The following is a 21,767-nucleotide window of genomic DNA, read 5'->3' as shown; positions in this document are numbered from 1 at the left end:
TTTAAGGAGACCGAGAGTGGCTGTTTACGCGGTGGACCACCCGCTGGTCAAACATAAACTGGGCAGGCTGCGCCAGAGCGATGTGCCGGTGGCCGAGTTTCGCGCACTTTCCAACGAAGTGTGCCGGTTGCTTACATATGAAGCAACCAAGGACCTTGAAACGGAAAAGACACAGGTTGAAGGCTGGGCCGGCCCTGTGGAAGTCGAGCAGATCAAGGGTAAAAAAATTACCGTTGTTCCCATCCTGCGTGCCGGACTGGGTATGCTGGACGGGCTGCTTGATATGATTCCCGGCGCAAAGGTCAGCGTTGTGGGCATGTTCCGCAACGAAGAAACCCTTGAACCGGTGACGTACTATACCAAGCTCGCCAATAATATCGAAGAGCGTCAGGCTATCATCATCGATCCCATGCTTGCTACCGGCGGTACGCTGGTGGCAACCATCGACCTGCTGAAAAAAGCAGGCTGCAAACAGATCCGCGGGCTTTTTCTGGTGGCTGCACCGGAAGGCATCAAGCGTGTGCAGGATGCTCACCCCGACGTGGACATCTATGTGGCCGCAGTGGATGACTGCCTGAATGAGAACGGTTATATCCTGCCTGGTCTCGGAGATGCCGGTGACAAGATTTTCGGTACCAAATAGGTATCTGCGCGTCTGAACGCGACAGAGCATTTTTGCAGCGGCGGTGAAAGCCCACCCGTTGCAGAAATGCTCTTTTTTTGGGCCAAGGGCTGGAATATGAGGGTGGCGCTTTGCGAAAAAGGGCCGCCCTTGCTGTGAGTAACGGATTATCTGGGTTTACACGGAGGGAGTGTGGTGAGCGAATCGACCGAATATTCTTTCAGGCTTAAAGACAGTCTGATAGGTGCGCAGATGCTGTTTGTGGCCTTCGGCGCGCTGGTGCTTGTGCCCTTGCTTACGGGGCTTGACCCTAACGTGGCGCTGTTCACCGCCGGAGCGGGCACGCTGGTCTTTCAGCTGATTACCAAACGGCAGGTGCCTATTTTCCTTGCATCTTCGTTTGCATTCATCGCCCCCATCATTCACGGGGTAGCCACCTGGGGTATACCTGCAACCATGGGCGGACTTGTTGCGGCGGGGCTGCTGTATGTGCTGCTGGGCACGATGATTAAAATTCAGGGTACGCAGATTCTGGACAGAGTGCTGCCCACCATTGTCACCGGTCCCGTCATCATGGTTATCGGGCTGGTGCTGGCACCTGCAGCGGTGTTCATGGCGCTGGGAAAAACAGGTGACGGTTCGGCGGAGCTTTTTGCGCGCAATGATGCGCTGGTTGTTTCCATGATTTCGCTTGTTGCCACCATCGGCGCTTCCATGTTCGGCCGCGGTGTCATCCGTCTTATTCCTATCATCTGTGGTATTGCTGCCGGATACACGGCGGCGCTGGCTTACGGTATGGTGGACTTTACCCGGGTCATAGAAGCCCCGTGGCTGGCCGTGCCCAGCTTTGTGGCACCCGAGTTTAATATCGAGGCCATCATCTTCATCGTACCCGTGGCCATTGCCCCCGCCATCGAGCATGTGGGAGACGTGCTGGCCATCAGTTCGGTGACCGGTAAAAACTACATAGATAAACCCGGCGTGCACCGCACCATGATTGGTGACGGCATTGCCACCATGTTTGCCTCTCTGCTGGGCGGTCCTCCCAACACCACCTATTCCGAAGTGACCGGAGCCGTGGCGCTGACCCGCTCGTTCAACCCCGGTATCATGACATGGGCTGCCATAACCGCCATTCTGCTGGCCTTTGTGGGCAAGCTCGGCGCGCTGCTGCAGACCATACCCACGCCGGTCATGGGCGGTATCATGATTCTGCTTTTCGGCGCCATTGTTGTTGTGGGGGTCAATTCGCTGGTGCGTGCTCAGCAGGATCTCATGGAGCCGCGCAACCTTGCCATTATCTCTGTCATACTGGTTTTCGGCATTGGCGGCATGGCCTTTCATGCCGGTGAGTTTTCCATAAAAGGTATAGGACTGGCCGGTATCACCGGTGTAGTGCTTAATATGATATTGCCCAAGCCTGCCCGCAGGAAACGCTAGAAAGTAGATTAACAATAAGGCCAGCTGCAAAGCGGGCTTTGTTGTGTCCGGTAAAAATGCAGGCCGGTCCCGCTGGGGCGGGACCGGCCGTACGAGGAGCGTGCTGCCCTGTGAAGGGAGGGAGAGGGCAGTATGTCAAACGGCTGGAGTCTGGGGGACGCCGTTATGACCTGAATTTGCGTCCGGTGCGCGGGGTGCAGCGCACGGGGCACAGCGCCGGAGCGGCGGGATGCCAGCCGTATGGCTTGTGGTCCGCATTCAGCATGTTTTGTATGGCGGCCGATGCACGGGCAGCGGCCGGGCGCAATCCCTTGTGACAGGGTTTGCACATCATGATGAGAAAGGCCGCCACGCCGGATACGGCGAGCAGCAAAGGTGCAGTGCCATACAGCACGGCAGCCGTTACGCCGATGATGGCGGCGGGCATGATGAAGGAAAATATCGCAAAACCCCGCGGAACAGGCGGTGTGCTTTCTGCGGGGCAACGGCGCGCGGTTTCGTTGATCTGCCTGCAGGTATCAGTAAGCAGCTGGTCAAGGTTATCCGCTGCAAGGATGACAGGCTGTCTTGCGGCCATGGTGAGTGCCTCCGGTAGTTATACATTCTTAATTGTATGTTTATCCGGAGTGCAATATTCTGTCAACAGATAACCGGTATTAACATAGGCTGAAAGCAAAAACGCCTGCTGATGCAGGCGTTTCGGCATACAGAAAATGTGCGTCCGGTTATTTGAGTTTGCTCATTATGGCTGCAAAAACTCCCTGCACATCCAGTTCGGTTGTATCAATAATTATGGCGTCGTCTGCGGGGCGCAGCGGTGCGACCACCCGGCTGCGGTCCTGATGGTCGCGTTTGCGTATCTGGTCCGTCAGGGCCTTCAGGTCCGGTGTCTCACCGGCAGCCGTGAGCTGCTCGTACCGGCGGCGTGCCCGTTCTTCGGGCGTGGCATCCAGAAAAAATTTGTATCTGGCTGCGGGAAAGATGACGGTTCCCATGTCGCGTCCTTCCGCCACCAGAGAAACTTCACTGCCGAGTTTCTGCTGGTTTTTTTTCAGAAAGGTGCGGACCACTGGCAGCGTTGCCACGGCAGAGGCCAGCAGGGCAACTTCTTCGGTGCGGATTTCATCCCCCACGGGTGTGCCGTTGAGCGAAAGCTGCGTGGCAGCCCCGGCTCCGGATAATGAAAAGCGGAATCCGGCAAGTTTCTTTTCTATTTCGGCAGGTGGCACTGATTCCACCACATTGCCCAGTTTCCAGCCTATACTGCGGAACATGGCTCCGGTATCCATATACGCTATGCCCAGCTCTTCGGCTATATTGCGGGCCAGTGTGGTTTTACCCACTCCGGCGGGGCCGTCCAGTGTGACAATGATGTGTTCAGCCACGGAGAAGCTCCTTGAACTGAGCTATGAACAGCTCGTTTTCGTGCCTGTTGCCTATGCTGACCCGCAGACACTGCGGCAGGTTGTAGCTGCTTAGCGGACGTATGATGATACCGCGGCGCAGCAGTGCCTCGAATACCGCGCGCGCATCATGCGGGCAGTTTTCCGGCAGCGCGAACATGATGAAGTTGGCTGCGGAAGGGTACACCGTGCATCCGGCCTCGGTCAGCGCGCCGGTCAGATAGGTTCTGCCTTCGCGGGTTACACGCAGGGTCTGCGCGTGGAATGTGGTGTCCTGCAGTGCCGCTATGCCTGCGTACTCTGCCAGTATGTTGATGCTGAAAGGCAGCCGCACCCTTTTTACATAGTCAGCAAGGGCGGGATGCATAACGCCGAAACCCAGACGCAGACCGGCCAGCCCGTAACTTTTTGAAAAAGTACGCAGCACTGCCACATTGGGAAATTCTGTCAGGTGCGGCAGAACAGAGTGGGCGGCAGGGTCATCGGCAAAATCCATGTAGGCTTCGTCCACTACCAGCAGACATGATGAAGGAAGACGCCGCGCAATATCGATTATTTCTTCGACCGGGGGGCAGTAGCCGGACGGGTTGTCGGGCGTGGTGATGAATGCGACGGCCGTGTTGGCATCAGCGGCGCCGACAAAAGCGTCGTAGTCGAAACTGAAGTCGGCACGCAGCGGTACCTGCCGGAACTCTACACCGCAGAAGCGCGTCTGCAGCTCGTACATGCTGAAGCAGGGATTGAATGCGACAATGTTGTGCTTTCCGGGGCGGGCCTTGACCCGAATGATAAGGTCTATCACCTCGTCAGAGCCGTTGCCGGTGACCACGCTTTCGGCAGCAACGCCGAAAGACCGGGCAATGGCGCTGACCAGCCGGGGATTGCCGGACTGGACATACCGGAAGGCAAGGTCTGCATGGGTACGCAGTGTCTGCTGAACCAGCGGCGAGGTGCCCAGCGGATTTTCGTTGCTGGCCATTTTCACGACCTGGGAAAGTCCGTAGCGTTCCTTGATTTCATCAATGGAAAGGCCGGGCGCGTATGGTTTGAATGCCGCCACCTCTGGCCGTATGGCAGTAACGGCCTCAGGCAGCCCGGAATCTTCCCGCTTTGCGGGTTCAGTCATGGGGGTGCTCCTTTGCAGGTATGGAACTGTAGCAAAAAAAGGGACGGTTCGTGAGAACCGCCCCTCTGGATAATCCACCTTTTGCGTCAGGGCAAGGCGCCCGCTGCTGCTAGTCTTCGATTTCGGGCCGGATGGTGAGCACAGGCATGCTGGCGCTCTTTACCACCTTTTCAGCCACAGAACCGAACAGAATGCGGTCGATGCCCTTGCGTCCGTGGGTGCCCATGATGATCATGTCCACCTTTTCGGCTTCGGCCACGTCCAGTATTTCTTCTGCCGCATAACCGGTGACAACGCGTCCCGATGCATTGATATCGGCAAAGTTTTCAGACACAAAAGCTTCCATGGTTTTTTCCGCGCCGGTTACAATTTCACCGACCAGTGTTTCAATGGAAGCCGTGGGCACATGAAAGCCCACATACTGGCTGAGGGAAGGAGCGGCATAGACAACAATGACTTCTGCTCCCAGAGACTTGGCAAACAGGCGTGCATGTTCGGCCACATCCTTGCTGTGGCTGGAAAAGTCAACTGCGCAGAGTATCTTGTTGATGGCGGGCATAGGGGCCTCCTTGGTACTTGTTTAAACCGCGAGCTTTAACGCGCGGATATTATTCTTTCTTATAATATAACGGGTTCGTGGCGCGGGTGCAATAGACATGACGTAAATTCTGCCGTAACAATTTCCGCAGAAGCAGGCAATGCTGGTATTTTTTTCCCGTTGTTGTTATAAAATTATCATAATAATAAGTATTTATGTTTGTGCTGTCTGTTGGCAGACTTATTGCTACATTCCGGTCAAAACCCTAACAGCAGGGGCAGGCTATGAAAATAACAAATGAACAACTGCAGGCATTGCAGCAGCAGGAAGAAGCCAGAAAGAAGCCGCGCGGCGCGGCTGCCGGTTTTGATTCGCTGCTTGCGGGCCAGTTGCAGGGCGGGGCACAGGGCGCTGCAGCGCAATCTGTTCTGCCGCCCCCCGGAGCGGGATCGGTCAATCCGTTGCTTATGGTGCAGCAGACCGGTCAGACAGAGGGGGCTGTACCGCTTTCCGGCGTGGCGGACACGCTGGGCGGGGTGCTGGACGACTGGGAAAATTATTCCCGCATGATCGCAGGAGAAGGCGGAAACGCCGATCTGCGCTCTGCTTACAGCACACTGGAGGGTATCGGCGAAGAGGTTGCCCGCATCCGTGATGCCGTACCCGATCTGGCAGAACGTCATCCCGGTATGGGCCGTATAGTGGACGAACTGGAAGTGATGACCGTCACGGAACGCTTTAAAATCAATCGCGGAGATTATTCCGCCTGATTGAAAGCTGAGCTTCTGTGATGCCGGAATGGCCCGCGGCGTAAGGTTTGTGGCAGCTTGCCGCCGTCTGCGGGCCGGTTTCCGGTCATGCGGCATGTACACAGTTCCGGTCGCCCTGCCGCCGGACAGCTGAAGTGAAAGGGCCAAGCGCAATGAACAGCAGAAATGTAGATTGGAGTGAGAGGCGGCCGGTTATACCGAAGAAATGACCAACCCCTACCATCAGCACAGGATGAAGGTGCTGGTTTCCTTGCTGCCTGAGTTGCGGCAGGGCATGCGGATTCTTGATTTCGGGTGTGGTGAAGGCGCGTTTTTGCCGTTATTCATAGAGGCGGGCGCCGAAGTTCTGGCATGTGACAAAGAAGAAAAAATGATTGATCAGGTACGCAGACGCCTGATTGAGAGCGCCATGCCGCTGCCCGGACAGAATCTGAAGGCTGCCGGAGTTGAGTATCTGGCAGAAATTCCTTCAGATTCTCTGGACGGAGTGCTGGCGTTCAACGTCATTGCTTATTTTACGCCGGAAGAAGAGCATGAATTTTATTCGCAGCTCCGGCGGATTGTAAAGCGTGGCGGCTTTCTGGCTGTTTCCCATTCCAATATGCTGTTCGATTTTTTTTCGCTGAACAGGTACACCCTTCAGTTTTTTCAGAATCATCTGGTGCTGGGCGGGCAGTACGCTGCAGCGGTGGAAAGTCTTCTTGCCCGTACTGATCTGCCTGCTGGTGATAAAGCATTGCCTTTGCCGGTGCGGGAAAATCCGCTGACCTATGTCTTAAAGCTGAAAGGTTACGGTTTTGCTGAAACACGGCAGGAGGTTATCAACAGACATGAGGCTCCGCCGCCTGTTCTGCAGCAGCAGACCTTTCCCGACACGCTGGCCGTGCCGGAACACGAACGCTGGAAGCTGCTGTTCACATGCAGTCAGTTCGCGTCTCTTGCTTTGCGCCAATGAGCGGCGCTCAGGTGCGGCAGGCGGAGCCGCATCGCATCAGCCACGGCTGAAGAACGGTTTACGGTGTCCGGTTGTGTAAAGATACAGCCGGACATTTTTCCGTTATTTCCGGTGCGGTCATTTCAGCATTTCCATAAGCCCCAGAAGGCCTTGTTCCACTGTCTGCAGCCTTACCGCGTCGCGGTTGCCGGAAAACAGAAATACGCGGCTTGTTGTTTTTTGCTGACAGTGCCAGCCTATCCATACTGTGCCCACCGGTTTCTGCGGTGTGCCCCCGTCAGGGCCGGCAATGCCGGAAACGGCGATGCCGGCAGTACATTGCAGCAGGCGGCACGCACCCGCGGCCATGGATTCCACAACCTGTGCGCTGACGGCCCCGTGCTGCTGCAGCACTGCCGCGTCTACTCCCAGAATATGCTGTTTCACGTCGTTGGCATACGCTATGACACCGCCTCTGAACCAGCGCGAACTGCCCGCCACGGCGGTAAGGACGGCTCCTGCAAGCCCTCCGGTGCAGGATTCCGCGGTGCACAGCGTCATGCGGCGTTCCGTCAGAGTGTTGCCCAGCGATACCGCAATGTCTTTCAGATGTTCAGAAAACATACCGGCTCCTTGTAATGCCGCAGTAGCATATGGCCGGTATGCCGGCAACGGCTGCTGCAGCGGTTGCCACCGCCGGCCCGGGCGGGTAGCATACAGAGCGGTGTGCAATGTTTCAGCACTAAACTCCCTGCCGTATCTGCCGAATAGAACAGGTGAACCGGTGCACACTGCCGGTGGCCGGATTATTGTTATAGTGCTGTCTACTCAACTACGGGGTTTGTTCATGCCGAAATCTGTTATTGCCGCCATACCGCGTCCGTCGCACATGGTGCGTTTCTGTGCGCTGTTCTGCACTGTGTGGCTGTTCTGCTGGCTGTTTGCTTTTCCGTTGCAGGCGGCACCGCTTAAAGTGATATACGGTTTTGACAGAGAGTTTCCGCCGTTTTCCTTTGAAGAAGCGCAGGGCATTCCCACGGGGTTTGATGTGGACTTGCTTAAAGCTGTCCTGCGGGATAAGCCGGTGAAGCTGATCCTGCGTCCGCTTTCGTGGGATCAGGTGCTGGTGGAACTTTCCGCCGGAAATATCACGGTGACATCCGGCATGGCCAAGACAGCTCAGCGTGAGTTGTTGTACCGCTTCACAGAACGTCCCACCCTGCCTGCGCGGGTTATGCTGTTTACCAAAAATCATAACCGCGTGGGCAATGTGCGCCTGTTGCGCGGGCAGACTGTTTCTGTGGAAAAAGGGTCGTTTCAGCAGCGTGTGCTGGAAGGCTTCGGCGGGCTTAACGTCAAGCTGTTCAATACCAAGGTGGATGCCCTGCGGGCCCTGTACAGGGACGAAGTTGTGGCATACGGCGGGCCGGAGCGCACGGCGTACTATTACATAGAAAAGCTGAAGCTGGGCGGGATAACCACCGTCGGCACTCCGCTGCGTGTCACCGACGTTTTTTATGCGGTGAACCGCGAAGAGCCTGAACTGCTCAAGTTAATCAACGACGGCATGCTGGAAGTTATGCGCAACGGTGAGTATGACCGCATTTACCGTAAATGGTTTGTGCCGGAACTGTTGCCCGAAGAGCGTGCCGAACTGATAAAACAGGCCACGGCAGCGGCTATCAATGCCTATGCGCCGTATTCCAGAGTGCCGGTGGGCGCTGCGGTGCTTACCCGCTCCGGAAAAATCTTCACAGGCTGCAATGTGGAGAATCCCATGCTCAACCTTACGGGTACGGCACTGCGTACGGCCACGCTTAAAGCCGTGTCGGAGGGCGACATAGGCATCCGTGCAGTGGTGTCAGTGGGACCGGACGGACGCCTTTTATCACCTTCCGCTTCTGACAGACAGTTCCTCTACGAGTTCGGACGTGGTATACTGGCCCTGATAGAGCCTGAAAAAGGCGTCTACGAAGAGCGCATGCTCTCTGAGCTGCTGCCGGAACCGTATGTCCAGCGTCCGGAGTGGCAGGAGTAGTCTGTTTTTCCGGAGGTCGTGATTTATGGATGATCGTCGCAGAAGGTTGCGTGTGCCCGCACGGTATGCCGTGCATCTGGAATACGGCGGAAGCAGAAACAGGGCGTTGACCCTTGACCTGAGTCTGCGCGGGGCCTTGTGCATCGCGCATCCGCCGCTGCCGGTGGGCGCGGCATGCCGTTTTCTGCTTACTCTTGCAGAAGGGTATGAGCTGTCGGTAGATGCCGAGGTGGTGCGTGCTGAAAGTGATGAAACAGCTTTGCGTTTTACAGCCATGTCACCGGAAACCTATGCGCATCTGCGTAATATGGTCGAACTGCTGGCGGGCGATGCAGACGGGGTGGAAGCGGAGGAAACTGTACCGTTTCAGTAAATGCCGTATGTGCGGGGCAGATGTATTGTTACCGCATCTGCGCGCTTTGCCCGCCGCGTCAAGTAGGGTAGTATAGGCCTGCAGCCTTTGCGACGTGCTCGCGTGGGGCTGCGGGTTTATTTTTTTCGAGCAAGGAGCAGCAGGCATGGAACGCATTCTCGCAGTGGACATAGGGGGAACCAACAGCCGGTTTGCGGCCTTTGTGCTGCAGGCTGACGGTACGCTGAAATTTGAAGACAGCTTATGGCTTTCCACTCAGGGCGCGCAGTCTTTTCCGGCGTTGCTGGCAGAGCTGGAAAACCGCGGGTTTTCGCTGCTGCCGCGTGATGCGGACGTCATGGTGCTGGCTGTGGCAGGTGCTGTCGAAAAAAAAGGGCGCTATTGCAAAATATCCAATGCATCGTGGGCGGTTGATCTGGATGAAGTGGCACAGACGTTCGGTATCGCCCGCGGTCGTCTGATCAATGATTTTGAAGCGCAGGCTTACGCCTGCCTGTCCGAAGCCGTGCATGACGCTGTTACGGTGCAGCACGGTGTTGCAGAGGACGGCGCCCCCATAGCCGTGGTGGGGGGGGGAACCGGACTGGGCAAGTGTCTGCTGGTGTGTGACGGGGTGGGGCGTTATATCACCGTGCCGTCAGAGGGCGGGCATTCAGTATTTCCTTTTGTAGGCAGAGAAGAACTGGAATTTGCGGAATTTATACTGCGTGAGACAGGACGACCGCAGGTTATCGGCGATCTGGTGGTCACAGGAACAGGCCTGCGGCTGCTCCACCAGTTTCATACCGGCGAACTGCTGTCATCGCGTGAAGTAAGCCGCAAGCTGGAAGGCGACTCCGTTGTTCTTGAGTGGTTTGCCCGTTTTTACGGCAGAGCCTGCCACGATTATGTGCTGGAAACCATGGCGCTGGGGGGGCTGTATATCGCCGGCGGGCTTGCTTCGGGTAATCCGGGACTTGTCACCCACCACGCGTTTGTACAGGAGTTTGTGCAGAGCGATGTGCACGGGCATCTTTTGCGCAAAGTGCCTGTGCGTCTGAACCGCAATGAAGAATCGGGCCTGTGGGGCGCGGCCGTGTGCGGCGTGCAGATGCTGAGAACCGGCCGCCTTGTACGCTCCGCCGGCGGAGCCTGATTGTGCCTGCTGCTGTTGTCCGGCCTGCGGGCAAGGAGTTTTCATGACTATTCGTAACACGGGCAGGGTGATTCTGCCTGTGGCTTTGGCCGTTCTTCTGGCAGTATTCTGGTATTTTGATCTGGGGCGTTTTTTTACGCTTGAATATGTGAAAGCTTCTCAGGATTCGTTCACAGCTTTGTACCGGCAGCACGGGGTGCTTGTGGTGGCCGGATATATGACCCTGTACATTGCGGTGACGGCTCTGTCTCTGCCGGGGGCCACGGTTATGACTCTGGCCGGTGCGGCTTTGTTCGGGTTCTGGGTGACTCTGGCGGCTGTTTCATTTGCTTCCACCATAGGAGCCACACTGGCATGTCTGGCTTCTCGCTTTGTACTGCGGGGCTGGGTGCAGCGGCGGCTTGGCGGCAGGCTGGAAAAGATCAACGCAGGCATAAGGGAGGACGGAGCTTTTTATCTGTTTTCTCTCAGGCTTGTGCCTGTCTTTCCTTTTTTTCTTATCAATCTGGCCATGGGACTTACCCCGCTGCCCATCAGGACATTTTACTGGGTTTCGCAACTGGGCATGCTGCCCGGAACCATTGTGTATGTGAATGCAGGTAAAGAACTGGGGGCCATTGAATCGCTTTCCGGCATCCTTTCGCCTTCGCTGATACTGTCTTTTGCCCTTCTGGGGCTTTTTCCGCTGGCAGCGCGCAAGGTGCTGGAACGTGCAGCCGCATGGCGCAGCACAAAAGGAGCCTGATGATGGTAAAATATGACTATGATATCATCGTGATAGGCGGCGGTGCCGCCGGTCTGACCGTAACAGCCGGAGCCGCTCAGCTGGGCGTTAAGGTGTTACTGGTGGAAAGCGGGCATGCCCTGGGCGGCGATTGTCTTCATTACGGCTGCGTACCCAGCAAAACACTGCTGCGTACCGCCGGAGTGCGGCATCTGATGCGGCACGCGGCACGTTACGGACTGCCCGATGCGCAGCTGCCGCCGGTGGACTTTGCGCAGGTGGCGCAGCGTATCAGCGAAGTTCAGGCCGTCATCCAGCAGCATGATTCCGTGGAACGTTTCACTGCACTGGGAGCAGAGGTGCTTTTCGGTGCGGCGTCGTTTGCGGATGACCACACGGTGGAAATCCGTTCTGATGATTCTGTGGTGCGGGCCACAGGAGCAAAAATTGTCATCGCCACCGGGTCGGGAGCCTCGGTGCCCCCGCTGGAGGGGCTGAACGAAAGCGGATATCTGACCAACAGAGAGATTTTTTCTCTGCCGGTGCTGCCGGCATCGCTGATAGTGCTGGGGGGCGGGCCTGTGGCTCTTGAGATGGCGCAGGCCTTCCGGCGTCTGGGAACAGAAGTGACCGTTGTACAGCGTTCGGGGCAGTTGCTGAGCAACGAGGATGCCGATATGGCGGATATCGTCAGACTGCGGCTGGAATCTGAAGGGGTGCGTGTGCTTACCCGCACGGAGATACAGTCTGTCCGGCGCGGAGCTGACGGTGTGCAGGTGCGCCTTGTACACGAGGGATCGGAAAAACTGCTGTCTGCTGCAGAGTTGCTGGTGGCTCTGGGGCGTGCTCCTCATGTGTCGGGACTGACGCTGGAAAATGCAGGTGTGGTGTATTCGGCGCGGGGGGTCGGGGTGGATGCACGCATGCGGACCAACGTACCGCACATCTATGCCGCCGGAGACGTGACCGGCCGCTACCTTTTCACCCATGCGGCAGGGTACGAGGGGGGCATCATCATTGCCAATGCCGTATTCCGTCTGCCGAAAAAGGCTGATTATACCAACATGCCGTGGTGCACGTTTACTGATCCGGAGCTGGCATCCGTGGGGCTGAACGAACGGCGGGCGCAGGCCGCCGGAGTCGATTATACCGTCCGCACTGAGTTGTTTTCAGGAAACGACAGGGCACTGGCCGAAGGAGCACCGGAAGGGCGCATAAAAATGCTGCTTGACCCGCGGGAAAAAGTGCTGGGGGTGCAGATATGCGGTGCCGGGGCCGGTGAAATCATCAACCAGTGGGTGGCTGTGCAGGCCGGGAAGGTTTCATTGTCCAGAATTGCCGGTGCGGTGTATCCGTATCCGACGCTGGGCGAAATAAGCAAGCGGGTGGCCGGCAATGTGATGGCGGACAAATTGTTCTCCGGCAAGGTGCAGAGTGCACTGTGTTTTCTTTTTCGCCATCAGGGCAAGGCGTGCAGCTAGCTTGCTCCGCTACTGCAGTCTTTCCGGCTGCCGGATGCGCTGCATGAGCACGCTCCATGTGGCTACCAGCGTGTCGTTCTGAAACAGTGCCCCTCTGTTTTCGTAGGCTTCGCTGCTGATAAGCCTCAGGTGTTCGGTAGCGTGCTGGCGGGTTTCTGCAATGATGGACGATGATATGATGGTATCGCCTGCAAAGGCGAAGCAGCCGCTGACGTCACCCAGAGACGGGCTGGTGGAGCGCCATTGCGCGTAGGTTGCCTTGGGGGGCAGCGGCTGAAATGTGTACAGGTTTTCTATGTCCTGCGGCTGCGCGGTGAGAATGCGCATGAATGCATGGTTGGACCATTGTTCCGGCGTGTGGGTGACTATGGACCTGCCTTCCACCGGAACAGCTACACCGCTGATGTTGGAGAAGACACCGGAAAGCTGCCAGAATCCTTCTTCCATAAGAAATGTGTGCTGCATTGTGTTCTCTCCGGAGTTGCGGATGCATTATGCAAAAGGGGATGTTTCCATCCCCCTGCATGACCGGCAGGTACTGCCGGAGTATCCGTTCATGATAATTTTTCAGACTGCCGCACCGCAGACGGGTCTGTGCTGCTGCCGGCAACCGGCCTGACCAAAAACATATGATACTGTCTGCGGCTACCGGCTTCCGGTGCGTGAATACGACGGTACATGATCCGGCGCAAGCCTTGCAGCCATGCCAACGCATGGCGCATGCGTCATGCTGTCCGGCTGTCTATCCAGCGCATGGCTTCTGCCAGATCCAGCGAACCCTCGTAAATGGCCTTGCCGGTAATGGCACCCTGCAGGTTGGCACTGCGGCTTACAGGATACAGATCGTAGACATCCTGCATGGTCGCTACGCCGCCTGCCGCTATGACTGGTATTGCCGAGCGGCCGGCAAGTTCGGAAAGAGCTTCCACGTTTACACCGCTCTGCATCCCGTCGCGGTCGATGTCGGTGTAGATGAGGAACGCGGCTCCCTGTTCTGTCAGCCGGGGCAGTACGTCGTAAATGCTCAGGCCGGAATCTTCCACCCAGCCTTTGGTTTTCAGTCTGCCGCCTTCCGCGTCCAGCGAAACGCCTATACGGCCCGGAAACGCTGAACACATGGCCCCGAACAGATCGGGATCGGTCAGGGCGATGGTGCCGATTATCAGTCGTTCAACTCCGGCATCCAGATACGCCTGCGCGGTGACGGTATCGCGTATGCCGCCGCCCAGCTGGACGGGAATGGATACACTGGCGCAGATGGTTCTGATCAACTCGCGGTTGACCGGAGTGCCGGAAAACGCACCGTCCAGATCTATCACATGCAGCCAGCGTCCGCCCTGTTCTTCCCAGTGGCGTGCCATGGCCACAGGATCGCCGGAAAAAACCGTTTCCTGATCGGCCTTGCCCTGCCGCAGGCGAACCGCCTGCCCGCCCTTTATGTCCACAGCAGGAAAGATGATCACAGACCCAGCTCCTTGATTCCCTGATACAGTCCTTCGCGGGCCAGATCTTCTGCTGTGATCCACTTGCCTTTGCGTTCGACGAATTTGCTGAACTCCAGCAGATTGTCAGCAAGTGTCTGCTGGGTTTCTTCAAAATGGTAACGCGAAACAAGGGACTGCCCCTGCACGTCCATCAGAAAGAGGTCAAGGGTGACGCTTGCGGGGCTGGCTGCCGTCATGTTTTCGCCTTTGCGCTGGTGCCAGTCGATGAGATGCGGCACCAGCAGGTAGTCAACCTCCATGCAGCGGCCCACGCGCAGCCAGTGTTCAAAAGCGCTGATGCTTTTTTCGTCCTGCTGTGCGGCGGAAACTATTTCCTGACATTGCCTTCCCTGTTCACTGGAAACATACTTGCGTGCGGTGGCACCGGCAAGAATGGCGGCAAAGTCTTCATCAAGACCGCGCAGGGTCTGGTTGTCCACCTCCTGCTGATTTTCCGGAATGTAACCGGCCAGCAGCGCTGCCGTGGTGGTGGGCTGGGTAAAGCCCGCCACACCGATGTTGATATCGGGCAACGGCATGGGACCTTGGACAGGGCTGTAACAGCCGGTAAGCAGCAGCGCAGCCGCCGCCGTGACCAGCAGGATTTTTATGCAGAGTTTGCGCATCAGTCGAGACTCCCCTTGGTGCTGAGCAGTGCTTCGCGTTCACAAGCCGCGGCCCGGCGCAGAGCAAGCCCCAGACCTTTGAACGCGGATTCTAACAGATGATGACCGTTTTTGCCGTAAAGCAATGATATGTGCAGATTGATTCTGGCACCGTTGGCAAATGATTTGAAAAACTCGCGCCACAGGTCTGCCTCGTCACCGGCAATGACCGGCGGCAGCAGTTCGTCGCCGCGGTAAACCAGATAGGGGCGTCCGGAAATATCCAGATCGACTTCCGTCAGCGCTTCATCCATGGGTACCCGTGCGTTGCCTACACGCGCTATGCCTTTTCTGTCACCCAGCGCCTGTGCAAAAGCCTGCCCCAGACAGAGCCCTGCATCTTCCACCGTATGGTGGGCGTCCACATGCGTGTCGCCGTTGCAGGTCAGGGTCAGGTCAAAGCCCGCCCAGAAGCCGAGCAGGGTAAGCATATGATCGGTAAATCCGTGACCGGTTGTTACCGATACTTCGCCTTTGCCGTCCACTGTAAGCGAAAGGGAAATGGCAGTTTCTGTCGTGGTGCGCGTCACAGTCGCAGCGCGTCGGGTCATGGTGTCTCCTGAAAGCCGGAAAAAAAGCGGCTACGCTGTTTCTTCCTGCTCATCGTTTTCATCTTCATCCTGCCCGCCGGCTTTGGCGGACCGGCCGAAAATCTGTGCCACGTAGATGCTTACTTCATACAGCAACAGCAGCGGACCGGCCATAAGCAGCTGCGAGATGACATCGGGCGGGGTAAGAATGGCCGCCACAATAAAGAAGCACAGCACAGCCACTTTGCGGGCTTTGCGCATGGCTGCAGCGGTAAGAATGCCTATCCGTGCGCCGAAAAAGGCAAACAGAGGCATTTCGAAAATCAGGCCGAACGCTATAAGCAACTTGAGCGAAAAACCGAGATATTCACCAAGCTTGGGCATGGCCTGAATGGTCTCGTTGTTAAAGCTCATGAAAAAGTCGAAAGCGAACGGGAAAACAATAAAATAGCCGAAGCAGGCGCCTGACGCAAAGAACAGTGCGGAAACACCTGCCATGGGAATGATGTATTTTTTTTCCTCGTCGTACAGTCCTGGAGCGATAAAAGCCCATATCTGGTAAAATATGTACGGGCTGGTCAGGAACATACCGGCAACGATGGATATTTTAAGATAGGTGAAGAACGCTTCGGGCAGCTCGGTGAAAATCAAAGTGCTTGTTTCGGGCATTACTGCCAGCAGCGGAGCCACCAGATAGCCGAAAAGCTGTTCTGCAAAACCGTAACAGGCCAGAAAGCCTATGCCCACGGCAATACAGCAGCGCACAAGCCGGAACCGCAGCTCATCCAGATGTTCAAGCAGCGTCATGGGCCGTTCGTCTTCATCCTCTTCCTCATCTGCCGCCGCCTCGGTCACGCGGTTGACGGCAGGTACGGGAGGAACGGATTCAGAAAGAGCCGGGGCGTTTTCCGCCCCGGCTTTATTGTTATCGTCGGCGGATTCGGCAGACGGGTCATCTGCTGCGGCATCGCCGGTATCAGCATCAGTTCCGTCCCCGGGGGTGGAATCTGCTGCTGTATCCTGCTGTTCCGCTGCGGGCTGTTCGTTTGTGTCGCCCTGCCCGGCATCGGCGGTAGAAGTTCCGGTTTCTCCGTTTGCCGCAGTTTCGTGCTCTTCGGAATCTCCGGTCTGCTCGTCGCGTTTCAGCTCGTCACTCATGCCTTTACCTTCTGCTTGTCGGTTACGGCATCAGCATCGGCCTGAGCTGTTGCTGCCGTGTCCTGCTGTTCACTGTCAGGTGCCACGGCGATATCAGGCTTTGCATCGGGGTCGCGTTGTTCCGCTTTGGCCGTTTTCTTCTTTGCGGGAGTTTCATCATCGCCGTACAGGTCTTTTCTGGCTTCCTGTTTGCGCTTTTCGTGCTCTTCAAGCTCCACTTCGGTATTGATGGTCCGCTGGAAGTCTGTGGACACCCTGCGGAACTCGGCCAGACCCTTGCCCAGCGTGCGAGCCGCTTTGGGCAGGTTTTTAGGGCCGAGAACGATAAGAGCAACAACAAGGATAACAAGGAGTTCCGTAGTTCCGATGCCGAACATAGTCTGGTATCCGCCTTTTCAGCTTGTTACCCGCCCTTATTCCCACTCGATGGTGCTGGGCGGCTTCGAGGATATGTCGTAAACCACGCGGTTGACGCCTTTGACCTCGTTGATGATGCGGCTGGAGATGCGCTCCAGCACTTCGGAGGGCAGCCGCACCCAGTCTGCGGTCATGGCGTCGACACTGTCCACCACGCGCAGGGCTATGACGTGCTCGTAGGTGCGGTCATCGCCCATGACACCGACCGTCTTTAACGGCAGCAGTACGGCAAAGCCCTGCCACACTTTGCGATACCAGCCAGACGCCGTCAACTCATTCTGAACGATTTTGTCAGCTTTGCGCAGGATGTCCAGACGCTCTTCCGTTACCTCGCCGATGACGCGTATGGCAAGGCCGGGACCGGGGAAGGGATGGCGCCAGACAATGAAGTCGGGCAGGCCGAGTTCCACGGCCAGCTTGCGCACTTCGTCCTTGAAGAGTTCGCGCAGCGGCTCGATGAGCTTGAGTTTCATGGTTTCGGGCAGGCCGCCCACGTTGTGGTGGCTTTTGATGACGGCCGAAGGGCCCTTGTGCGATATGGATTCAATGACATCAGGGTACAGCGTGCCCTGCGCGAGATACTTCACGTTGGGAATCTTCTGCGACTCTTCATCGAACACGTCAATGAAGGTGTAGCCGATGATCTTACGTTTCTTTTCGGGGTCTTCGACTCCGGCAAACTGCTTCATAAAGCGTTCGCGGGCGTCTACAACCGTCAGGTTGAGGTCGAAGTGTTCGCGCAGATAGCCGGAAACTTCATCAACTTCATTCAGGCGCAGCACTCCGTTGTCCACAAAGATGCAGTGCAGGCGGTGGCCGATGGCCTTGTGCAGCAGCACGGCAACCACGGTGGAGTCTATGCCGCCCGAAAGAGCGCAGACCACCTGATCGTCGGGGCCTACCTGCTCGGAGACTTCTTTTATCACCCGCTCGCAGAAAGAGGACATGGACCAGTCAGCCTTGATTCCTGCAATTTTAAACAGGAAGTTGTGCAGCATGCGCACGCCGTCTTCGGAGTGATGGACTTCGGGGTGGAACTGCACGGCATAGATGCGGCGCTGGTCGTCGGCCATGGCGGCCACTTCCAGTGTTTCGGTGCTGCCGGTCACCGTAAATCCGGCGGGCACTTTTTTCACTCTGTCACCGTGCGACATCCATACCCGTGATGATTCATCTGTTTTCAGGCCGTCCCACAGGGGGCTTCCGGCGCAGAACTTCAGGTCGGCGGGGCCGTATTCGCGGGTTTCGGAGCAGGAAAGCTCTCCGCCCAGATTGTGCGCAAGCAGCTGCATGCCGTAGCAGATGCCCAGAACCGGCACGCCGAGTTCCAGCAGGCCTTTGTCCAGCGCAGGGGAATCTTCGCCCAGCACGCTGGCGGGTCCGCCGGAAAGCACTACAGCCGAAGGAGACATGGCGGCTACTTCTGCGGCAGTGACGATGCAGGGATGAATTTCGGAATAGACACCGGCCTCGCGGATACGGCGAGCGATCAGCTGCGTAACCTGCGAACCGTAGTCCACGATAATGACTTTGTTCTGCTTTTCCATTCTATTCCTCCGGGGCGTGCGTTACGCGCTCCGTTTGGGACGGTTGATTACTTGTCCATGTTATAGTTGGGGGCTTCTTTGGTGATGATCACGTCGTGCACGTGTGATTCACGAAGACCCGCAACGGAAATCTGCACCATCTGTGCTTTTTCATCCAGTTCTGCAATGGTGGCCGCGCCGGTGTATCCCATACCGGAACGCAGTCCGCCCACCAGCTGAAAGACCGTGTCGCCCACATGTCCGCGGTAGGGCACACGTCCCACGATGCCTTCGGGAACCAGTTTTTTGGTCTTTTCCTGGAAGTAGCGGTCGGAGCTGCCGTCCTTCATGGCGTCGATGGATCCCATGCCGCGGTAGATTTTGTAGGTGCGGCCCTGATAGAGCACGGTTTCACCCGGGCTTTCCTCGGTGCCTGCCAGCAGCGAACCCAGCATGACGGTGTTGGCACCCACGGCAAGGGCTTTGACAATGTCGCCGGAGTATTTGATGCCGCCGTCCGCAATGATATGGCGGCCGAATTCTCTGGCGGCACGCACGGCTTCCATGATGGCCGTGATCTGGGGCACGCCCACACCGGCCACGATACGCGTGGTGCAGATGGAACCGGGACCGATGCCTACTTTCACAGTGTCGGCTCCTGCCTTGAAAAGCGCCTTGGCGCCTTCGTAGGAAGCCACGTTACCTGCGATAAGCTGGCAATCGGGGAAGGTTTTTTTCACCATTTCCACGGTTTTGAGGATGTTCTGCGAATGCCCGTGGGCAGAATCAAGAACGAGGAAGTCGGCTCCGGCCCCGAGCAGGGCCTGTGCGCGGGCTTCGCATTCGCCGCCCACACCGATGGCGGCACCGACACGCAGACGGCCTTTGTCGTCTTTGCATGCCTGCGGGTATTTCTGCACCTTGTCGATGTCTTTCATGGTGATGAGACCCTTGAGTCTGTTGTTCTCATCAACCACAAGCAATTTTTCGATGCGGTGTTCATGCAGGTGATGGCGGGCTTCATCCAGGGTGGTTCCCACCGGCACGGTTACCAGTTCTTCGCTGGTCATCACTTCGTGCACTCTGGTGCCTTCAAGATCGGTGACAAAACGCACATCGCGGTTGGTCAGTATGCCCACCAGTTCGGCGTCTTTAACAACGGGCAGACCGGAAACGCGGTATTCGCGCATGATCTGCAGCGCCTGCGCCACAGTGTAGTCGGGGGCTATGGTCACCGGATCGATGATCATGCCGCTTTCCGATTTTTTGACCTTTTCGATTTCAAGCCGCTGCTCGTCGATGGTCATGTTTTTGTGGATGACGCCCACACCGCCGTTACGCGCCATGGAGATGGCCATGGCAGACTCTGTAACGGTGTCCATGGCGGCGCTGATAAGCGGGATGTTCAGCTTGATCTGCGCGGTCAGCATGGTGGAAACGTCCACCTGATCCGGCGTGATCTCGGAGTAGCCGGGGACAAGCAGCACATCGTCAAATGTCAGAGCTTTGCCAAGAATCGTGCCCATGATATTTCTCCAAACAGGTTTCCGTCAGACGGCCGGCCCTTAGGCAGGCCGCCGTCTGCGCTGAGCCGTGCTTCCGTGGAGGAAGAAACGGTCTAAAATCAATGAAAAGTTAATCGACCTTAGTAGTCCTTTTGGGCGGCTTCTGTCAACCGGAAGGCGGCTTGTGATGCGGTTCTGCAAGCATCGGGTGCCCCTGTGCACCGCGAACCAGACCAAGGGGCAACGTCCGCAGATTATGCGCCGCAAGGTTACCTGATCAAGTGTAATTGTATAGCCGACCAAGCATAAACGGGCAACAGGCGTTGCAGCCTGCTGCCCGTGGAGGGTCAGTGTGCGGCCGGCAGGCCTGTCATGAAAGGGGGCTGCCGGCTTCATGCTATTTGTCTTCGTGTTTGTTGCCGGTCAGCTCGGCTTTGGCCCGGGCTTTCAGTTCTTCGCCGGCAGTGCCGGAAGCGAGTATGGCTTCCAGATGCGGCCGGGCTTTTTCAGGTGCCCCCAGAAAATGACCGTACAGCACGGCCAGATTGTACCGCGCCATGGGGTCGTCTTCCAGCTTTATGAGCCGTTCAAAGGTTGTGGCCGCTTCGGCATGCTGGCCCAGCTGGTATTGCGAAATACCCAGCATATACAGCGGGCGGGAATCAGCGGGAGCTGCCACCACAAGCTTGTTGAGGAACGTCTGGGCACGCTGCCAGTCCCCTGTGTCCATAAAATGCTGCGCAAGCGTCTGCAGAACTTCAGGATCGTTAGGGTTTTCCTGCATCATGCGCATCAGTTCAGTCAGTTCGCCGGTTGCGGCGGCCGACATGCCCTGTTCCGGGGCTGCAGCGTTTTGTTGCGGCGCCCGGCCCTGTTTGACAAGAGAAGGATGGTTCATCCTGTAGATGAACGACGTGATGAGCATGACAGCCAGAGCGGCGCCCAGTGCTGCCAGAATATACTTGGTTATGTTGTGCCTCGGGCCGAAAGCAGGCCCCGGATTGTGATTAGTCATCGTTCATAAGCTCCATTTGGCGGATACGCTTGTCGAGCTGCTGCTGTGTGCGTGCCATGAAGAACAGATAGGCGCCCACCCCGAGCCATACAGCGGCATTGGCCATAAGCAGCCAGTTGCTAGAGTCCATGCGGGCCTCCTTACAGGTCGTCTGTGGTTGCAAGTGAATCAAGCCGGTCCGTGTCCGCCAGCTGGCGTGTTCTGATGGCAGTCAGCGCATACCACAGAAAGCCGAAACACAGCACACAGACAACCGCTGTGGTCAGCATTTCCGGCTCCAGTCCGCCACCGCGGCTGGCAAATACGGAAGGGTGTATGGACCGCCACAGTCGAGCGGAAAAGAACACCAGCGGCACATCTATGAATGCCACTATGCCCAGTACCGCACACACCACGGCGCGCCGTTCGCGGGCCAGTCCCATGGAACGCAGCATCAGGTATCCTGCATACACGAACCACATGACCAGCGTGGTGGTCAGCCGCGGGTCCCATGTCCACCAGACTCCCCACGAATGCCTGCCCCATACGGAACCCGTGACCAGAGCAAGGCCGGAAAAAAGCACGCCGATTTCGGCGGCTGCACCGGCCAGATTGTCCCAGAACCATGTTCTTTTGTTCAGATACATGGCGCTGGCTACAAACACCGCAAAAAAGCTGATCAACGCCCACCATGCCAGCGGCAGGTGGATGTAGAAAATTTTTTGAACGATGCCCATGGTCTGTTCTTCAGGGGCGTATACGAAGATGAAGTACTGGCTGACGGCCAGAGCCAGTCCTGCCATGGCCGCTGCGTAGCGGGGCAGGGGGCTGCGGGGCCGTATGGAATCGCGCATGTGGACCTCGTATCGTTTTTGTGGATGAGGGCAGACTGCGGGTCTGCCGT

25 protein-coding genes are annotated in these 21,767 nt (G+C 57.1%); 9 read left to right on the top strand and 16 right to left on the bottom strand.

Going from position 1 to position 21,767, the window contains the following annotated elements:
• Positions 1-16: 16 nt before the first annotated feature.
• Positions 17-643, top strand: a complete 627-nt coding sequence (gene upp / locus ACZ5D1_RS10890) for a uracil phosphoribosyltransferase (protein WP_011367416.1) — start codon at positions 17-19, stop codon at positions 641-643.
• A gap of 171 nt (positions 644-814) precedes the next feature.
• Entirely contained in the window at positions 815-2,062 is a 1,248-nt protein-coding gene (locus ACZ5D1_RS10885) for a uracil-xanthine permease family protein (RefSeq protein WP_011367417.1), read from the top strand.
• A 163-nt stretch (positions 2,063-2,225) separates the two neighbouring features.
• Here the strand turns inward: ACZ5D1_RS10885 and ACZ5D1_RS10880 are convergent, their stop codons facing one another.
• From ACZ5D1_RS10880 to ACZ5D1_RS10865, 4 genes are all read right to left on the bottom strand, one after another.
• Positions 2,226-2,639, bottom strand: coding sequence for a hypothetical protein (locus ACZ5D1_RS10880; protein ID WP_011367418.1), 414 nt, complete (start codon positions 2,637-2,639; stop codon positions 2,226-2,228).
• A 148-nt stretch (positions 2,640-2,787) separates the two neighbouring features.
• Positions 2,788-3,447 (bottom strand): (d)CMP kinase, encoded by a 660-nt coding sequence (gene cmk, locus ACZ5D1_RS10875; protein ID WP_464554886.1) that lies wholly within the window; start codon positions 3,445-3,447, stop codon positions 2,788-2,790.
• On the bottom strand, positions 3,440-4,591 hold the full coding sequence (gene hisC, locus ACZ5D1_RS10870) for a histidinol-phosphate transaminase (protein ID WP_464554885.1): 1,152 nt from the start codon (positions 4,589-4,591) through the stop codon (positions 3,440-3,442). The genes cmk and hisC overlap by 8 nt, the downstream gene beginning before the upstream one ends.
• A gap of 109 nt (positions 4,592-4,700) precedes the next feature.
• Complete coding sequence (locus ACZ5D1_RS10865; protein ID WP_011367421.1) at positions 4,701-5,150, bottom strand: universal stress protein; 450 nt, start codon at positions 5,148-5,150, stop codon at positions 4,701-4,703.
• Positions 5,151-5,413: 263 nt separating this feature from the next.
• Between ACZ5D1_RS10865 and ACZ5D1_RS10860 the strand changes: the two genes are divergently transcribed.
• Together ACZ5D1_RS10860 and ACZ5D1_RS10855 are read left to right on the top strand one after the other, a co-directional pair.
• Positions 5,414-5,899: a hypothetical protein gene (locus ACZ5D1_RS10860; protein WP_011367422.1), complete on the top strand. Its 486-nt coding sequence runs from the start codon at positions 5,414-5,416 to the stop codon at positions 5,897-5,899.
• A 205-nt stretch (positions 5,900-6,104) separates the two neighbouring features.
• On the top strand, positions 6,105-6,854 hold the full coding sequence (locus ACZ5D1_RS10855) for a class I SAM-dependent methyltransferase (RefSeq protein ID WP_464554883.1): 750 nt from the start codon (positions 6,105-6,107) through the stop codon (positions 6,852-6,854).
• A gap of 117 nt (positions 6,855-6,971) precedes the next feature.
• Here the strand turns inward: ACZ5D1_RS10855 and ACZ5D1_RS10850 are convergent, their stop codons facing one another.
• The gene (locus ACZ5D1_RS10850) at positions 6,972-7,457 is read right to left on the bottom strand and encodes a CinA family protein (RefSeq protein WP_027181428.1); all 486 of its coding nucleotides are present in this window, start codon (positions 7,455-7,457) and stop codon (positions 6,972-6,974) included.
• 223 nt (positions 7,458-7,680) lie between these two features.
• Between ACZ5D1_RS10850 and ACZ5D1_RS10845 the strand changes: the two genes are divergently transcribed.
• The 5 genes from ACZ5D1_RS10845 (at position 7,681) to ACZ5D1_RS10825 (ending at position 12,584) form a co-directional block, all read left to right on the top strand.
• Positions 7,681-8,871 carry a cytidine deaminase gene (locus ACZ5D1_RS10845; RefSeq protein WP_464554881.1) on the top strand — a complete coding sequence of 397 codons (1,191 nt, stop codon included), beginning with the start codon at positions 7,681-7,683 and terminating at the stop codon, positions 8,869-8,871.
• 25 nt (positions 8,872-8,896) lie between these two features.
• On the top strand, positions 8,897-9,244 hold the full coding sequence (locus ACZ5D1_RS10840) for a PilZ domain-containing protein (protein ID WP_011367426.1): 348 nt from the start codon (positions 8,897-8,899) through the stop codon (positions 9,242-9,244).
• A gap of 145 nt (positions 9,245-9,389) precedes the next feature.
• On the top strand, positions 9,390-10,379 hold the full coding sequence (locus ACZ5D1_RS10835; RefSeq protein ID WP_464554880.1) for a glucokinase: 990 nt from the start codon (positions 9,390-9,392) through the stop codon (positions 10,377-10,379).
• 43 nt (positions 10,380-10,422) lie between these two features.
• Complete coding sequence (locus ACZ5D1_RS10830; RefSeq protein ID WP_011367428.1) at positions 10,423-11,124, top strand: TVP38/TMEM64 family protein; 702 nt, start codon at positions 10,423-10,425, stop codon at positions 11,122-11,124.
• 2 nt (positions 11,125-11,126) lie between these two features.
• Positions 11,127-12,584, top strand: coding sequence for a dihydrolipoyl dehydrogenase family protein (locus ACZ5D1_RS10825; protein ID WP_464556546.1), 1,458 nt, complete (start codon positions 11,127-11,129; stop codon positions 12,582-12,584).
• Between the two features lie 9 nt (positions 12,585-12,593).
• Here the strand turns inward: ACZ5D1_RS10825 and ACZ5D1_RS10820 are convergent, their stop codons facing one another.
• The 11 genes from ACZ5D1_RS10820 to ccsA form a co-directional block, all read right to left on the bottom strand.
• A complete protein-coding gene (locus ACZ5D1_RS10820) occupies positions 12,594-13,049 on the bottom strand; it encodes a hypothetical protein (protein ID WP_011367430.1) in 456 nt (151 codons plus the stop codon).
• Positions 13,050-13,309: 260 nt separating this feature from the next.
• Positions 13,310-14,047 carry a 1-(5-phosphoribosyl)-5-[(5-phosphoribosylamino)methylideneamino]imidazole-4-carboxamide isomerase gene (hisA, locus tag ACZ5D1_RS10815; RefSeq protein ID WP_273191939.1) on the bottom strand — a complete coding sequence of 246 codons (738 nt, stop codon included), beginning with the start codon at positions 14,045-14,047 and terminating at the stop codon, positions 13,310-13,312.
• Entirely contained in the window at positions 14,044-14,694 is a 651-nt protein-coding gene (locus tag ACZ5D1_RS10810) for a hypothetical protein (RefSeq protein WP_464554878.1), read from the bottom strand. Before ACZ5D1_RS10810 ends, hisA begins: the two co-directional genes overlap by 4 nt.
• Positions 14,694-15,284: an imidazoleglycerol-phosphate dehydratase HisB gene (gene hisB / locus ACZ5D1_RS10805; RefSeq protein ID WP_011367433.1), complete on the bottom strand. Its 591-nt coding sequence runs from the start codon at positions 15,282-15,284 to the stop codon at positions 14,694-14,696. Before hisB ends, ACZ5D1_RS10810 begins: the two co-directional genes overlap by 1 nt.
• A gap of 30 nt (positions 15,285-15,314) precedes the next feature.
• On the bottom strand, positions 15,315-16,070 hold the full coding sequence (gene tatC / locus ACZ5D1_RS10800; protein ID WP_034618605.1) for a twin-arginine translocase subunit TatC: 756 nt from the start codon (positions 16,068-16,070) through the stop codon (positions 15,315-15,317).
• Positions 16,071-16,417: 347 nt separating this feature from the next.
• Positions 16,418-16,798: a Sec-independent protein translocase protein TatB gene (gene tatB, locus ACZ5D1_RS10795; RefSeq protein WP_011367435.1), complete on the bottom strand. Its 381-nt coding sequence runs from the start codon at positions 16,796-16,798 to the stop codon at positions 16,418-16,420.
• 36 nt (positions 16,799-16,834) lie between these two features.
• Entirely contained in the window at positions 16,835-18,385 is a 1,551-nt protein-coding gene (gene guaA / locus ACZ5D1_RS10790; RefSeq protein WP_011367436.1) for a glutamine-hydrolyzing GMP synthase, read from the bottom strand.
• Between the two features lie 47 nt (positions 18,386-18,432).
• A complete protein-coding gene (gene guaB, locus ACZ5D1_RS10785; protein WP_027181424.1) occupies positions 18,433-19,890 on the bottom strand; it encodes an IMP dehydrogenase in 1,458 nt (485 codons plus the stop codon).
• Positions 19,891-20,266: 376 nt separating this feature from the next.
• Positions 20,267-20,884, bottom strand: coding sequence for a tetratricopeptide repeat protein (locus ACZ5D1_RS10780; protein WP_027181423.1), 618 nt, complete (start codon positions 20,882-20,884; stop codon positions 20,267-20,269).
• On the bottom strand, positions 20,877-21,014 hold the full coding sequence (locus ACZ5D1_RS10775) for a CcmD family protein (RefSeq protein ID WP_011367439.1): 138 nt from the start codon (positions 21,012-21,014) through the stop codon (positions 20,877-20,879). Before ACZ5D1_RS10775 ends, ACZ5D1_RS10780 begins: the two co-directional genes overlap by 8 nt.
• Positions 21,015-21,024: 10 nt before the next feature.
• Positions 21,025-21,717, bottom strand: a complete 693-nt coding sequence (gene ccsA / locus ACZ5D1_RS10770) for a cytochrome c biogenesis protein CcsA (protein ID WP_011367440.1) — start codon at positions 21,715-21,717, stop codon at positions 21,025-21,027.
• Positions 21,718-21,767: the final 50 nt, after the last annotated feature.

Source organism: Oleidesulfovibrio vietnamensis (genome assembly GCF_055388115.1).
Note: the sequence above shows the minus strand (reverse complement) of the source record. Positions and strands in the feature narration are given on the sequence as shown.

Excerpts from the sequence above, each read along its gene's own strand:
- ACZ5D1_RS10840 (WP_011367426.1), top strand. The coding sequence starts at position 8,897 with ATGGATGATCGTCGCAGAAGGTTGCGTGTGCCCGCACGGTATGCCGTG.
- ACZ5D1_RS10865 (WP_011367421.1), bottom strand. The coding sequence starts at position 5,150 with ATGCCCGCCATCAACAAGATACTCTGCGCAGTTGACTTTTCCAGCCAC.
- ACZ5D1_RS10775 (WP_011367439.1), bottom strand. The coding sequence starts at position 21,014 with ATGGACTCTAGCAACTGGCTGCTTATGGCCAATGCCGCTGTATGGCTC.
- tatB (WP_011367435.1), bottom strand. The coding sequence starts at position 16,798 with ATGTTCGGCATCGGAACTACGGAACTCCTTGTTATCCTTGTTGTTGCT.
- guaA (WP_011367436.1), bottom strand. The coding sequence starts at position 18,385 with ATGGAAAAGCAGAACAAAGTCATTATCGTGGACTACGGTTCGCAGGTT.
- ACZ5D1_RS10880 (WP_011367418.1), bottom strand. The coding sequence starts at position 2,639 with ATGGCCGCAAGACAGCCTGTCATCCTTGCAGCGGATAACCTTGACCAG.
- ACZ5D1_RS10825 (WP_464556546.1), top strand. The coding sequence starts at position 11,127 with ATGGTAAAATATGACTATGATATCATCGTGATAGGCGGCGGTGCCGCC.
- hisC (WP_464554885.1), bottom strand. The coding sequence starts at position 4,591 with ATGACTGAACCCGCAAAGCGGGAAGATTCCGGGCTGCCTGAGGCCGTT.
- ACZ5D1_RS10780 (WP_027181423.1), bottom strand. The coding sequence starts at position 20,884 with ATGACTAATCACAATCCGGGGCCTGCTTTCGGCCCGAGGCACAACATA.
- ACZ5D1_RS10855 (WP_464554883.1), top strand. The coding sequence starts at position 6,105 with ATGACCAACCCCTACCATCAGCACAGGATGAAGGTGCTGGTTTCCTTG.
- hisB (WP_011367433.1), bottom strand. The coding sequence starts at position 15,284 with ATGACCCGACGCGCTGCGACTGTGACGCGCACCACGACAGAAACTGCC.
- ACZ5D1_RS10810 (WP_464554878.1), bottom strand. The coding sequence starts at position 14,694 with ATGCGCAAACTCTGCATAAAAATCCTGCTGGTCACGGCGGCGGCTGCG.
- ACZ5D1_RS10845 (WP_464554881.1), top strand. The coding sequence starts at position 7,681 with ATGCCGAAATCTGTTATTGCCGCCATACCGCGTCCGTCGCACATGGTG.
- tatC (WP_034618605.1), bottom strand. The coding sequence starts at position 16,070 with ATGACGCTGCTTGAACATCTGGATGAGCTGCGGTTCCGGCTTGTGCGC.
- guaB (WP_027181424.1), bottom strand. The coding sequence starts at position 19,890 with ATGGGCACGATTCTTGGCAAAGCTCTGACATTTGACGATGTGCTGCTT.
- ACZ5D1_RS10830 (WP_011367428.1), top strand. The coding sequence starts at position 10,423 with ATGACTATTCGTAACACGGGCAGGGTGATTCTGCCTGTGGCTTTGGCC.
- ACZ5D1_RS10820 (WP_011367430.1), bottom strand. The coding sequence starts at position 13,049 with ATGCAGCACACATTTCTTATGGAAGAAGGATTCTGGCAGCTTTCCGGT.
- ccsA (WP_011367440.1), bottom strand. The coding sequence starts at position 21,717 with ATGCGCGATTCCATACGGCCCCGCAGCCCCCTGCCCCGCTACGCAGCG.
- ACZ5D1_RS10860 (WP_011367422.1), top strand. The coding sequence starts at position 5,414 with ATGAAAATAACAAATGAACAACTGCAGGCATTGCAGCAGCAGGAAGAA.
- ACZ5D1_RS10835 (WP_464554880.1), top strand. The coding sequence starts at position 9,390 with ATGGAACGCATTCTCGCAGTGGACATAGGGGGAACCAACAGCCGGTTT.
- ACZ5D1_RS10850 (WP_027181428.1), bottom strand. The coding sequence starts at position 7,457 with ATGTTTTCTGAACATCTGAAAGACATTGCGGTATCGCTGGGCAACACT.